A 13999-nucleotide genomic window follows, 5' to 3' on the forward strand; every position below is an offset into this window, starting at 1 on the left:
TAATGAATTTAAAGCAATCTATAGAAGAGATTATTAATCAACCTGAATATGAACCTATGTCAGTGTCAGATTTTCAAGATGCATTAGGTTTAAGCAGTGCCGACTCGTTTAGAGATTTAATTAAGGTGCTTGTGGAGTTAGAACAATCAGGATTAATCGAACGTACAAAAACAGACAGATACCAAAAAAAGCATAGTTCTAGAGGTCAATCAAAATTGATAAAAGGAACGTTAAGTCAAAATAAAAAAGGCTTTGCATTCTTAAGACCTGAAGATGAGGATATGGAAGATATATTTATTCCCCCGACGAAAATTAATCGTGCCTTGGATGGAGATACTGTTATTGTAGAAACACATCAATCTAAAGGTGAACATAAAGGTAAAATTGAAGGGGAAGTTAAGTCGATTGAGAAGCATTCAGTAACTCAAGTTGTTGGTACGTATAGTGAAGCTAGACATTTCGGATTTGTTATTCCAGATGATAAACGTATTATGCAAGATATTTTCATTCCTAAAGGACAAAGTTTAGGTGCAGTAGATGGGCATAAGGTACTTGTTCAAATTACTAAATATGCTGATGGTTCAGATAATCCAGAAGGACATATTTCTGCTATTTTAGGACATAAAAATGATCCTGGCGTAGATATTTTATCTATTATCTATCAACATGGCATAGAAATTGAATTTCCTGATGAAGTGTTACAAGAAGCTGAAGCAGTACCTGATCATATTGAAAATACTGAAATTAAAGGCCGTCATGATTTACGTGATGAATTGACAATCACAATTGATGGTGCTGATGCTAAAGACTTAGATGACGCAATTAGTGTTAAAAAGTTAGCGAACGGTAATACGCAGTTGACTGTAAGTATTGCTGATGTCAGTTATTATGTAACTGAAGATTCAGCTTTAGATAAAGAAGCTTATGATAGAGCGACAAGTGTATATCTTGTTGACCGTGTGATTCCGATGATTCCACATCGATTAAGCAATGGTATTTGTTCATTAAATCCTCACGTTGATCGTTTAACGTTAAGCTGTCGCATGGAAATTGATGCTAGTGGTCGCGTTGTTAAACATGAAATTTTTGATAGTGTTATACATTCTGATTATCGAATGACGTATGATGCGGTAAATCAGATTATTACTGAAAAGGATCCTAACATTCGCGAACAATATAAAGAAATTACGCCTATGTTAGATTTAGCACAAGATTTATCTAATCGTTTGATTCAAATGAGAAAACGACGTGGTGAAATCGATTTTGATATTAGTGAAGCAAAAGTATTAGTTAACGAAGACGGTATACCAACAGATGTTCAATTAAGACAACGTGGCGAGGGTGAACGTCTAATTGAATCATTTATGTTAATTGCAAATGAAACAGTTGCTGAACATTTTAGTAAGTTAGATGTACCTTTTATTTACCGAGTGCATGAGCAACCTAAATCAGATCGCTTAAGACAATTCTTTGATTTTATTACAAACTTTGGCATCATGATTAAGGGTACTGGCGAAGATATTCATCCAACAACACTTCAAATGGTTCAAGAAGAAGTAGAAGGTCGACCTGAACAAATGGTCATTTCAACAATGATGTTGCGTTCAATGCAACAAGCGCATTATGATGATGTGAACTTGGGACATTTTGGCTTATCAGCTGAATATTATACGCATTTTACATCACCAATTAGACGTTATCCTGATTTAACAGTTCATCGTTTAATCCGTAAGTATTTAATTGAGAAATCAATGGATAACAAAGAAGTGAAGCGTTGGGAAGACAAATTGCCTGAGTTAGCTGAACATACTTCTAAACGTGAACGTCGTGCTATTGAGGCAGAACGTGATACTGATGAATTGAAAAAAGCAGAATATATGATTCAACATATTGGTGATGAATTTGAAGGTATTGTCAGCTCAGTAGCTAACTTCGGTATGTTCATTGAATTGCCAAATACGATAGAAGGTATGGTTCATATTGCGAATATGACTGATGATTATTACCGTTTTGAAGAGCGTCAAATGGCATTAATTGGTGAGCGTCAAGCTAAAGTATTTAGAATTGGTGACACAGTTAAGGTTAAAGTGACGCATGTTGATGTAGATGAACGATTAATTGATTTTCAAATTGTAGGTATGCCTTTACCGAAAAATAATCGATCACAGCGCCCAGCGCGAGGTAAGACAATTCAAGCTAAAACGCGTGGTAAATCATTAGATAAATCGAAATCTGATGATAAAGGTCATAAGAAAAAAGGTAAGCAACGTAAAGGTAAAAATGAACGTAAAAATGACAAATCAGGAAACAGTAAACATAAGCCATTTTATAAAGATAAAAGTGTGAAAAAGAAAGCACGTCGTAAGAAAAAATAAGCAGCAATGAGGTGAGTATGAATGGCTAAGAAGAAATCACCAGGTACATTAGCGGAAAATCGTAAAGCTAGACATGATTATAATATTGAAGACACGATTGAAGCGGGAATCGTATTACAAGGTACAGAAATAAAATCGATTCGCCGAGGTAGTGCTAACCTTAAAGATAGTTACGCGCAAGTTAAAAACGGTGAAATGTATTTGATTAATATGCATATAGCACCATACGAAGAAGGGAATCGTTTTAATCACGATCCTCTTCGTTCTCGAAAATTATTATTGCATAAACGTGAAATCATTAAATTGGGTGATCAAACACGTGAAATTGGTTATTCGATTGTGCCGTTAAAGCTTTATTTGAAGCATGGACATTGTAAAGTATTACTTGGTGTCGCACGAGGTAAGAAAAAATATGATAAACGTCAAGCTTTGAAAGAAAAAGCAGTCAAACGAGATGTTGCGCGCGATATGAAAGCCCGTTATTAAGCGATTTAGTTGCTTAATCGGGCTATATTTGATATAGTTATATGTGCTTTTGTAAATTACAAAAGTATGATTTGTTTGATTTATTATTTCGGGGACGTTCATGGATTCGACAGGGGTCCCCCGAGCTCATTAAGCGTGTCGGAGGGTTGGCTTCGTCATCAACACACACAGTTTATAATAACTGGCAAATCAAACAATAATTTCGCAGTAGCTGCCTAATCGCACTCTGCATCGCCTAACAGCATTTCCTATGTGCTGTTAACGCGATTCAACCTTAATAGGATATGCTAAACACTGCCGTTTGAAGTCTGTTTAGAAGAAACTTAATCAAACTAGCATCATGTTGGTTGTTTATCACTTTTCATGATGCGAAACCTATCGATAAACTACACACGTAGAAAGATGTGTATCAGGACCTCTGGACGCGGGTTCAAATCCCGCCGTCTCCATATTTGTAGCCTACAACCTTTGTGGATGTGGGCTTTTTTATTATGTGTTTTTCAGGGGATAATGCATTGTAGAAATAGTTGTGAGTATTGAAATAGCAGTGTTTGTATAGGTGTTTATTTGATGGAGGAAAGAGTAATAAGTGATTATGAATTAGTTTTTGAGATATAAGAAGAAAGGGATGTGTGTCAAATAAGTGTCAAAAAAGTTGGATTCTGAGTTTTACATTCAACATTGTTCATGAAGAAACTTCTTTATACGCAAAAAATTCTCCATGTTATATATGTCAATATAAAAATGTGAATCGTCTACACTTAATTGGATAAATGGCTACTGAAAAAGAACTTTTCATTTTTGTTACGTCACTAAGTGGGTGTAGTTATAAAGAGATGAGCCGAGTTTTGATATTTTCATTAGAATCAATATGCCTATTAACACAATCAGCAATAGTTGACGAGACGGAAATAAAAGAAGTCGTAGTTAAGAAATGCATTTCACAACATACCATTGTAGCCATTTTTATTGTTTTGGATGATAAACTCTTTTTGGAATTTTTAGTTTTTATAATTTGCAACTACACTACTTCTTTTACTAATATTAATGTCTAAGTAATCGATAAAAAATTTTCCATTGAATAAATGAGAAGTTAAAAACTTTACTTAACCTTTCTCATTGCATTTTCCTATTCACGATTTTAAGAACCCAACATACTACAAACGAATTTTAAAAGGCGAGAGTAAAGCTTACTTGTTTATTATACATATTTAAAATCCAAGAGTCAGAACAGACTACTCCTCTTTATAACTATAAAAAATAGCTATGAAAAAATCTATCGTCATAGATTCCTTCATAGCTAATCTTAGTATGTTTATTTTTATTTTAGGATGCTATTTATCAACTCAACATATAACTCACTATTTTTATAACCTTCTAATATATCATTAACTTGTCTAATAGGTATTTCTGGTACTTCTCTAATGTCTTCCAATTTTGTTTTAAATTGTTTTTTTGTTATTTGCTCTTTATTTGTAGCCAATTGGAACAAGTAAGAATCTAGCATATTAATTTCTTTATATGAATACATATATCTTAATAACACTAAATCTCTAGTTTTTAAGTTAGGCGCTAGTTCTTCTTGTAATTGTTCTATTGATTGTTTCATTAATAACAATCTCATTTCTAATTCTTCATTATTCATTTTATCACACTCTTTTTATATTAATGCTTGACCAACTTGGGAAACCCAAAACCCTATGCTTCTTGCAGTAGAATCTTTAATACCAGTTCCCATCAATGCTTGTGAAACTTGACCTTGTACATTTCCCCATGTAGCCTCTTCTTGTTTTAATGCATTATTCAATGCGGGATTTACAAATTTATCCCATCTTTTTTTTATGATTTTCCGGCACGGGGACTGATTTCTTTAACACCATTAAACACAGATTTTTTATTTTTAATCATAGCTTTATAGTATCATGTTGGCTAAGCTATAAATAAGTCAGTTTCTCTAAAAATTAAATAACTGAATGTAAGACAATCAACAAACCAAATTTATACTTCATCTAAACCACTGTGGTCGTCATCTTTTTGCTTTTCTTTTTCTTTCTCTCGTTCTTGTTCTTTTTTGTACTCTTCTTCAAATTCTTTTTCTTTCTTTTCTACTTCTTCTCTTGTTTCCGCTCTATGAGAAAAATCTTCGGTTTTAAGTTTACTAAATTTGAATGATTTAGAATCAACTGTTTTATCTTCTGAGTATTTATGGACATTTAAATTAATATTTCCATCACCTCTTAACTCATAGATAAACATGGCTTGTGCAGTTTTGCCTTTTTTAATTTGATCTTGGTTATGTTCTGTCCAATCTTTATATTTTTTATCACTTAAAAGATAACCATCTCTTAATTTATTTACTGTATTTTTATCATCTTGAGTGATATTAATATAGTCATGAGAAATAGAAGATGGATTTAAATCTTTATCGTCTTTTTTAGCAGTAATTTCCATTTTAAAAGCGATATATTTCTTTTTCTCATCTTTTTCATTGATGATAAACGGTTCTTTTATTTTAGCTTCAAATTTGTCACTAACAATAGTATCGCCTTTAATTTTTATATCCATATTTTTTTTGCTTTTAAATTCTTTAAGTTCTTCATTTAATTCTTCATTGTCATTTTCTTTCTTTTTGTGACTAGTGCTCTCTTTTTTTGCACTATCTTGATGATGTCCACAAGCACCTAAGATAAGTGTACTTGCTAATAATATCCCCATTACTTTTTTCATTTAACATGTCTCCTTTATTTCGCAAAAATTTATTTTAAAAACTCTAAATGACTTATCATTTTGAGTAATTAAACAAAGTTGATATTTTGTGAGATTCTAAGATGATATTAAATAATTCTTGTAATAATGATTCTATGTATTGTTGCAATAAATTAATGAAACTATAATTACTAATATTATATTACTTTTATTGATAGAAATATATTACTTTTTTAAAAAACTTGTAATATATCGAAAGATTTAAATGTAAAATTTTGATTTGTTAAGAAATTACGTTTGTAAAAATAAAAAAATCAACTTATTTGTATGAGATAAATATGTATTGAAGAAGAAGTGTTATTAATTTGGAAAATACTGGTCAAAGATGGGAGCTCTTAAAAGCGTTATTGTATTTTTTAGTCAATACAAATAGATTGCCGTAATAATAATCGTACTTGATGGTTAAAAAGTTACTTAAGGCTATAAAGCAAAACTTTTTATATGAGCAGTCGAATATAACGTTTAAAATGATTGTTTTTGGATATAAACGATTAAGTAAAATGCTTTTTCAGTTTGAAATTAATCATATAAATTTCTTATGGGAAGGTTGATATCTTAATGATTAATATTATTTCAGCTATAGGATCTATTGGAACATTTATTATGGCTTTATTTTATTTTGTATCAGTTCCAGTTCAACTTTATCAAATGAAAATTAGCTTTCTGCCAGCTTTAGGTTTTAACCAAATTTTATTAGAAAGGGAGGAGGATCAACTTAATATAATGAATTCGGCAACAGAAGAGCATCATCATAAAGATTATATTAAACTATATAATTTAGGTGGCGGTGCTGCTAAAAAAATTGCAATAGAGGTTTTATTGGGTAATGATAAAGTCATTCAGAAAAAATACGTGAATATTTTACCTAGTAAAGAAGGGTACATGTTACCAATTAATAAAAATGTGTACGAAGAATTAGAAAGAACGATTGAGAACAATGGTTATGAAGCTGATTTGAATGTACGTATGACTTATTATCATAATGTAAGTCGCAAACAACAGGAAGTTATATTAAAAGGTCAAATCGACCGTTTTAATACTTATAATAATAAAGAAATTTATGATTTGCAGTTTATCTAAAAATTGATTTAAGAGGCTAGTTGTTTATTGCGAAAAATATCATTCAATTTTAATGAAATAATGGCGTCATTACTATAAAATATTACTTTATGTTGTAATGCATTTTTCTATAAGATAGAACTAAAAGGAGGGGCAAAGATGCAAATTAGACAAATACATCAACATGACTTTGCTCAAGTTGACCAGTTAATTAGAACGGCATTTGAAAATAGTGAACATGGTTATGGTAATGAATCAGAGCTAGTAGACCAAATTCGTCTAAGTGATACGTATGACAATAACTTAGAAATAGTAGCTGTTCTTCAAAACGAAGTTGTAGGGCACGGTTTACTAAGTGAAGTTTATCTTGATAACGGAGCACAACGGGAAATTGGATTAGTGTTAGCACCTGTATCTGTTGATATTCATCATCAAAATAAAGGTATTGGGAAGCGATTGATTCAAGCATTAGAACGAGAAGCAATATTAAAAGGATATAATTTTATCAGTGTATTAGGATGGCCGACGTATTATGCCAATCTAGGATATCAACGCGCAAGTATGTACGACATTTATCCACCATATGATGGTATACCAGACGAAGCGTTTTTAATTAAAGAATTAAAAGTGAACAGTTTAGCGGGAAAAACAGGTACCATAAATTACACATCTGCTTTTGAAAAAATATGATTTCAAGCTAGGATTACATTAGGCAGAGTTCATATTAATAATATAAATTGTTTGCAATGAAATCGTACGTTGTCGTTTGCAATTTATAAAATAGCAATAAATAAAATGTTTGTTAGGAAAGTATTATTGTGGATAATAAAAAATCGATACAAATTAATTGCTATAATGCAATTTTAGTGTATAATTGCATTAATGGAGATTAAATATATCTTTAAAGGGTATACAGTTAATATAAAATGACTTTTTAAAAAGAGGGAATAAAATGAATATGAAGAAAAAAGAAAAACACGCAATTCGGAAAAAATCGATTGGCGTGGCTTCAGTGCTTGTAGGTACGTTAATCGGTTTTGGACTACTCAGCAGTAAAGAAGCAGATGCAAGTGAAAATAGTGTTACGCAATCTGATAGCGCAAGTAACGAAAGCAAAAGTAATGATTCAAGTAGCGTTAGTGCTGCACCTAAAACAGACGACACAAACGTGAGTGATACTAAAACATCGTCAAACACTAATAATGGCGAAACGAGTGTGGCGCAAAATCCAGCACAACAGGAAACGACACAATCAGCATTAACAAATGCAACTACGGAAGAAACTCCGTTAACTGGTGAAGCTACTACGGCAACGAATCAAGCTAATACACCGGCAACAACTCAATCAAGCAATACAAATGCGGAGGAATTAGTGAATCAAACAAGTAATGAAACGACTTCTAATGATACTAATACAGTATCATCTGTAAATTCACCTCAAAATTCTACAAATGCGGAAAATGTTTCAACAACGCAAGATACTTCAACTGAAGCAACACCTTCAAACAATGAATCAGCTCCACAGAGTACAGATGCAAGTAATAAAGATGTAGTTAATCAAGCGGTTAATACAAGTGCGCCTAGAATGAGAGCATTTAGTTTAGCGGCAGTAGCTGCAGATGCACCGGCAGCTGGCACAGATATTACGAATCAGTTGACAGATGTGAAAGTTACTATTGACTCTGGTACGACTGTGTATCCGCACCAAGCAGGTTATGTCAAACTGAATTATGGTTTTTCAGTGCCTAATTCTGCTGTTAAAGGTGACACATTCAAAATAACTGTACCTAAAGAATTAAACTTAAATGGTGTAACTTCAACTGCTAAAGTGCCTCCAATTATGGCCGGAGATCAAGTATTGGCAAATGGTGTAATCGATAGTGATGGTAATGTTATTTATACATTTACAGACTATGTTGATAATAAAAACGATGTTAAAGCAACACTAACTGTTCCTGCATACATTGATCCAGAAAATGTAACGAAAACAGGTAATGTAACATTGACAACTGGCATAGGAACCAATACTGCTAGTAAGACAGTTTTAATCGACTATGAGAAATATGGACAATTCCATAATTTATCAATTAAAGGTACAATTGATCAAATCGACAAAACAAACAATACGTATCGTCAAACGATTTATGTCAATCCAAGTGGAGACAATGTTGTATTACCAGTGTTAACTGGTAATCTAATTCCTAAGAGTAATAGTAATGCTTTAATAGATGCCAACAATACTAATATTAAAGTTTATAAAGTGGATAATGCTAATGATTTATCTGAAAGTTATTATGTGAATCCTAGCGATTTTGAAGATGTAACTAATCAAGTTAGAATTTCATTTCCAAATGCTAATCAATACAAAGTAGAATTTCCTACGGACGATGACCAAATTACAACACCGTATATTGTAGTTGTTAATGGCCATATTGATCCTGCTAGTACAGGTGATTTAGCACTACGTTCGACATTTTATGGTTATGATTCTAATTTTATATGGAGATCTATGTCATGGGACAACGAAGTAGCATTTAATAACGGATCAGGTTCTGGTGACGGTATCGATAAACCAGTTGTTCCTGAACAACCTGATGAGCCTGGTGAAATTGAACCAATTCCAGAGGATTCAGATTCTGACCCAGGTTCAGATTCTGGCAGCGATTCTAATTCAGATAGCGGTTCAGATTCGGGTAGTGACTCTACATCAGATAGTGGTTCAGATTCAGCAAGCGATTCAGATTCAGCAAGTGATTCAGATTCAGCGAGTGATTCAGATTCAGCGAGTGATTCAGATTCAGCAAGTGATTCAGACTCAGCAAGTGATTCAGATTCAGCAAGTGATTCAGACTCAGCAAGTGATTCAGATTCAGCGAGCGATTCAGATTCAGCGAGTGATTCAGATTCAGCGAGTGATTCAGATTCAGACAGCGATTCAGACTCAGACAGTGACTCAGATTCCGATAGTGACTCAGACTCAGATAGCGACTCAGATTCCGATAGTGACTCAGACTCAGACAGCGATTCAGATTCAGATAGTGATTCAGATTCAGATAGCGATTCGGATTCAGATAGTGACTCAGATTCAGATAGCGACTCAGATTCAGATAGCGATTCAGATTCCGACAGTGACTCAGATTCCGACAGCGATTCAGATTCCGACAGTGACTCAGACTCAGACAGTGATTCGGATTCAGATAGCGATTCAGACTCAGACAGTGACTCGGATTCAGATAGCGATTCAGACTCAGACAGTGACTCAGATTCCGACAGCGATTCAGATTCCGACAGTGACTCAGACTCAGACAGTGATTCGGATTCAGATAGCGATTCAGACTCAGACAGTGACTCGGATTCAGATAGCGATTCCGACTCAGACAGTGACTCGGATTCAGATAGCGATTCTGACTCAGATAGCGATTCAGACTCAGACAGTGACTCAGACTCAGACAGCGATTCAGATTCCGATAGCGATTCAGATTCCGACAGTGACTCAGACAGCGATTCAGACTCAGACAGTGACTCGGATTCAGATAGCGATTCTGACTCAGATAGTGACTCCGACTTAGACAGCGACTCAGATTCAGATAGCGATTCAGATTCCGACAGTGACTCAGATTCGGATAGCGATTCAGAATCAGATAGTGACTCCGACTCAGGTTCTAACAATAATGTAGTGCCGCCTAATTCACCTAAAAATGGTACTAATGCTTCTAATAAAAATGAGGCTAAAGATAGTAAAGAGCCATTACCAGATACAGGTTCTGAAGATGAAGCGAATACGTCACTAATTTGGGGATTATTAGCATCATTAGGTTCATTACTACTTTTCAGAAGAAAAAAAGAAAATAAAGATAAGAAATAAGTAATAATGATATTAAATTAATCATATGATTCATGAAGAAGCCACCTTAAAAGGTGGCTTTTTTACTTGGATTTTCCAAATATATTGTTTGAATATAATTAATAATTAATTCATCAACAGTTAATTATTTTAAAAAGGTAGATGTTATATAATTTGGCTTGGCGAAAAAATAGGGTGTAAGGTAGGTTGTTAATTAGGGAAAATTAAGGAGAAAATACAGTTGAAAAATAAATTGCTAGTTTTATCATTGGGAGCATTATGTGTATCACAAATTTGGGAAAGCAATCGTGCAAGTGCAGTGGTTTCTGGGGAAGAGAATCCATATAAATCTGAGTCATTGAAATTAAATGGGAAAAGAAGCACTACAATAACTAGTGATAAATATGAAGAAAATTTAGATATGTTAATATCGTCATTATCATTTGCAGATTATGAAAAATATGAGGAACCAGAATACAAAGAAGCAGTTAAAAAGTATCAACAAAAATTTATGGCTGAAGATGATGCATTAAAAAAATTTTTTAGTGAAGAGAAAAAAATAAAAAATAGAAATACTAATACTAATACTAATACATCAAATTATCTGGGGTTAACACACGAAAGATATGAGTCAATTTATAATTCATTAAAAAAACATCGTGAAGAATTTTCAAAAGAAATCGAAGAAATTAATAATAAAAATCCAGAGTTAAAAGAATATAACAATGAGGAACAAACTAAAGCTGATACGGAATTAAACACTCTTGAAAATCAAGTACTAATGATAGGTTATACATTTTATCACTCGAATAAAAATGAAGTAGAAGATTTATATAACAAATTAGATATGATTCTTGGTTATAAAGATGAAGAGAGAAAAAAGAAGAGGGCTACCAATCAAAGAATGTTCAATAATAAAAAAGAGGATTTAGAAACTATTATTGATGAATTCTTTGGAGAAATTGGACAACAAAGGCCAACATCTATACCAACATTAGCGCCTAAAGAAGAGAAAGAAACAAATACTAATAATGCTAATAAATTAAAGTATGACACTGAAGCAGCAAAAACTGACGAATCAAAAAGAAGTAATCGAAGTAAAAGAAGTTTAGATTCTCAAAATTATAAATCTGTTTCAAAAGAAGTAACTGCAGAGCAAAAAGCTGAATATGAAAAAAGAGCTGAAGAAAGAAAAGCAAGATTTCTAGATAGACAAAAAAGTAAAAAAGAACCGGTTGTATCATTAGAATACGATTTTGAACACAAGCAACGTTTTAATAACGCAAATGACAAACAACTTGTTGTTTCTGCACCAACAAAGAAACCAACAACACCGACTACATATACTGAAACAACGACTCAGGTACCAATGCCTACAGTTGAGCGTCAAACTCAGCAACAAATCGTTTACAAAACACCAAAACCATTAGTTGGATTAAATGGTGAAAGTCATGATTTCACAACAACGCATCAATCACCAACAACTTCAAATCACACGCATAATAATGTTGTTGAATTTGAAGAAACGTCTGCTTTACCTGGTAGAAAATCAGGATCACTGGTTGGTATAAGTCAAATTGATTCTTCTCATCTAACTGAACGTGAGAAGCGTGTAATTAAGCGTGAACACGTTAGAGAAGCTCAAAAGTTAGTTGATAATTATAAAGATACACATAGTTATAGAGACCGATTAAATGCACAACAAAAAGTAAATACATTAAGTGAAGGTCATCAAAAACGTTTTAATAAACAAATCAATAAAGTATACAATGGCAAATAATTAATGCATGGCTGCAAAGCAAATAATGAGTTTGTCGAAAAAATAATAACATTTTAAACTAGCAATAAATAATATCTAAGTTATCATTTCAATGATGCAATCTAGTATAGTCCACATTCTAAACAGGTGTGGACTATTACTTTTTTCACTTTATATTACGAAAAAATTATTATGCTTAACTATCAATATCAATAATTAATTTTAAGCTGAAAAACAATAAAAATGTTAAGACAACGTTTACTTCAAGTTAATTATTATACTGAAAATTCTGGTATATAATGCTGTTAGTGAATATAACAGGAAAATTAAATTGGTTATAATATTGAGTCTATATAAAGGAGAAATAACAGATGAAAAAGAAATTATTAGTTTTAACTATGAGCACGCTATTTGCTACACAACTTATCAATTCAAATCACGCTAAAGCATCAGTGACAGAGAGTGTTGACAAAAAATTTGTAGTTCCAGAATCAGGAATTAATAAAATTATTCCATCTTACAATGAATTTAAAAAAGCACCAAAAGTAAATGTTAGTAATTTAACTGACAATAAAAACTTTGTAGTTTCTGAAGACAAATTGAATAAGATTTCGGATCCTTCAGCAGCAAGTAAAATTGTAGATAAAAACTTTGCCGTACCAGAATCAAAGTTAGGAAACATTGTACCAGAGTACAAAGAAATCAATAATCGCGTGAATGTAACAACAAACAATCCAGCTTCACAACAAGTTGATAAGCATTTTGTTGCTAAAGGCCCAGAAGTAAATAGATTTATTACGCAAAACAAAGTAAACCACCACTTCATTACTACGCAAACCCACTACAAGAAAGTTATTACTTCATACAAATCAACACATGTACATAAACATGTAAATCATGCAAAGGATTCTATTAATAAACACTTTATTGTTAAACCATCAGAATCGCCTAGATATACACATCCATCTCAATCTTTAATTATCAAGCATCATTTTGCAGTTCCTGGATATCACGCGCATAAATTTGTTACACCAGGGCATGCTAGCATTAAAATTAATCACTTTTGTGTTGTGCCACAAATAAATAGTTTCAAGGTAATTCCACCATATGGTCACAATTCACATCGTATGCATGTACCAAGTTTCCAAAATAACACAACAGCAACACATCAAAATGCTAAAGTAAATAAAGCATATGACTATAAATACTTCTATTCTTATAAAGTAGTTAAAGGTGTGAAGAAATATTTCTCATTTTCACAATCAAATGGTTATAAAATTGGGAAACCATCATTAAATATCAAAAATGTAAATTATCAATATGCTGTTCCAAGTTATAGCCCTACACACTACGTTCCTGAATTTAAGGGTAGCTTACCAGCACCACGAGTATAAAAATTGGCACTAAGTTTACGAGATATGATAAATACCTATTATTTTAAATATAGTCTACAATCTATGTGGTTGTAGGCTGTATTTTTTGCAGTTTATCAATAAACACCCATCAACAAATTATACCGTTTTTCTACTTTGAAAGTTGGAAGTAACATAATCTTAAATAAATATATTATTAATTAAGATAAATATAATACTCAAGATTATTGTTAATAGTTTGTTCATCGCAAGTTAATTATTGTTTCTAAAATATTGGTATATAATTTTCAATGGCGAAGAAAACAGGGTGAAAAAGTCGGTTTTTATATCAAAGCAA

General features: G+C 32.4%; 11 protein-coding genes and 1 other RNA gene. 9 read left to right on the plus strand and 3 right to left on the minus strand.

Annotated elements, in window-relative coordinates:
- Positions 1-2: 2 nt before the first annotated feature.
- From rnr to ssrA, 3 genes are all read left to right on the plus strand, one after another.
- Positions 3-2375, plus strand: coding sequence for a ribonuclease R (gene rnr / locus KI230_RS03880; protein ID WP_045178128.1), 2373 nt, complete (start codon positions 3-5; stop codon positions 2373-2375).
- Between the two features lie 21 nt (positions 2376-2396).
- Positions 2397-2861 carry an SsrA-binding protein SmpB gene (gene smpB, locus KI230_RS03885; protein ID WP_045178126.1) on the plus strand — a complete coding sequence of 155 codons (465 nt, stop codon included), beginning with the start codon at positions 2397-2399 and terminating at the stop codon, positions 2859-2861.
- Between the two features lie 90 nt (positions 2862-2951).
- Positions 2952-3313: a transfer-messenger RNA gene (ssrA, locus tag KI230_RS03890) on the plus strand.
- Positions 3314-4182: 869 nt separating this feature from the next.
- Here the strand turns inward: ssrA and KI230_RS03895 are convergent.
- The 3 genes from KI230_RS03895 to KI230_RS03905 form a co-directional block, all read right to left on the minus strand.
- Positions 4183-4506 (minus strand): hypothetical protein, encoded by a 324-nt coding sequence (locus tag KI230_RS03895; RefSeq protein ID WP_138277904.1) that lies wholly within the window; start codon positions 4504-4506, stop codon positions 4183-4185.
- Positions 4507-4521: 15 nt separating this feature from the next.
- Positions 4522-4668 carry a hypothetical protein gene (locus KI230_RS13745; RefSeq protein ID WP_001057759.1) on the minus strand — a complete coding sequence of 49 codons (147 nt, stop codon included), beginning with the start codon at positions 4666-4668 and terminating at the stop codon, positions 4522-4524.
- A gap of 191 nt (positions 4669-4859) precedes the next feature.
- Positions 4860-5588: a DUF5067 domain-containing protein gene (locus KI230_RS03905; RefSeq protein ID WP_000757406.1), complete on the minus strand. Its 729-nt coding sequence runs from the start codon at positions 5586-5588 to the stop codon at positions 4860-4862.
- Between the two features lie 434 nt (positions 5589-6022).
- On the opposite strand from KI230_RS03905, the gene KI230_RS03910 reads away from it, so the two are divergent.
- The 6 genes from KI230_RS03910 (at position 6023) to emp (ending at position 13683) form a co-directional block, all read left to right on the plus strand.
- The gene (locus tag KI230_RS03910) at positions 6023-6178 is read left to right on the plus strand and encodes a hypothetical protein (RefSeq protein ID WP_001790158.1); all 156 of its coding nucleotides are present in this window, start codon (positions 6023-6025) and stop codon (positions 6176-6178) included.
- A gap of 7 nt (positions 6179-6185) precedes the next feature.
- Complete coding sequence (locus KI230_RS03915) at positions 6186-6707, plus strand: hypothetical protein (RefSeq protein ID WP_214958325.1); 522 nt, start codon at positions 6186-6188, stop codon at positions 6705-6707.
- Between the two features lie 138 nt (positions 6708-6845).
- The gene (locus KI230_RS03920) at positions 6846-7376 is read left to right on the plus strand and encodes a GNAT family N-acetyltransferase (protein WP_001167158.1); all 531 of its coding nucleotides are present in this window, start codon (positions 6846-6848) and stop codon (positions 7374-7376) included.
- Between the two features lie 262 nt (positions 7377-7638).
- On the plus strand, positions 7639-10551 hold the full coding sequence (gene clfA, locus KI230_RS03925; RefSeq protein ID WP_001056168.1) for an MSCRAMM family adhesin clumping factor ClfA: 2913 nt from the start codon (positions 7639-7641) through the stop codon (positions 10549-10551).
- A 220-nt stretch (positions 10552-10771) separates the two neighbouring features.
- Positions 10772-12310: a von Willebrand factor binding protein Vwb gene (gene vwb / locus KI230_RS03930; protein WP_000791707.1), complete on the plus strand. Its 1539-nt coding sequence runs from the start codon at positions 10772-10774 to the stop codon at positions 12308-12310.
- A gap of 350 nt (positions 12311-12660) precedes the next feature.
- Entirely contained in the window at positions 12661-13683 is a 1023-nt protein-coding gene (gene emp / locus KI230_RS03935; RefSeq protein ID WP_000728071.1) for an extracellular matrix protein-binding adhesin Emp, read from the plus strand.
- Positions 13684-13999: the final 316 nt, after the last annotated feature.

The sequence above is a fragment of the Staphylococcus sp. MZ3 genome, from assembly GCF_018622755.1.
GTDB classification, from domain to species: Bacteria; Bacillota; Bacilli; order Staphylococcales; family Staphylococcaceae; genus Staphylococcus; species Staphylococcus aureus.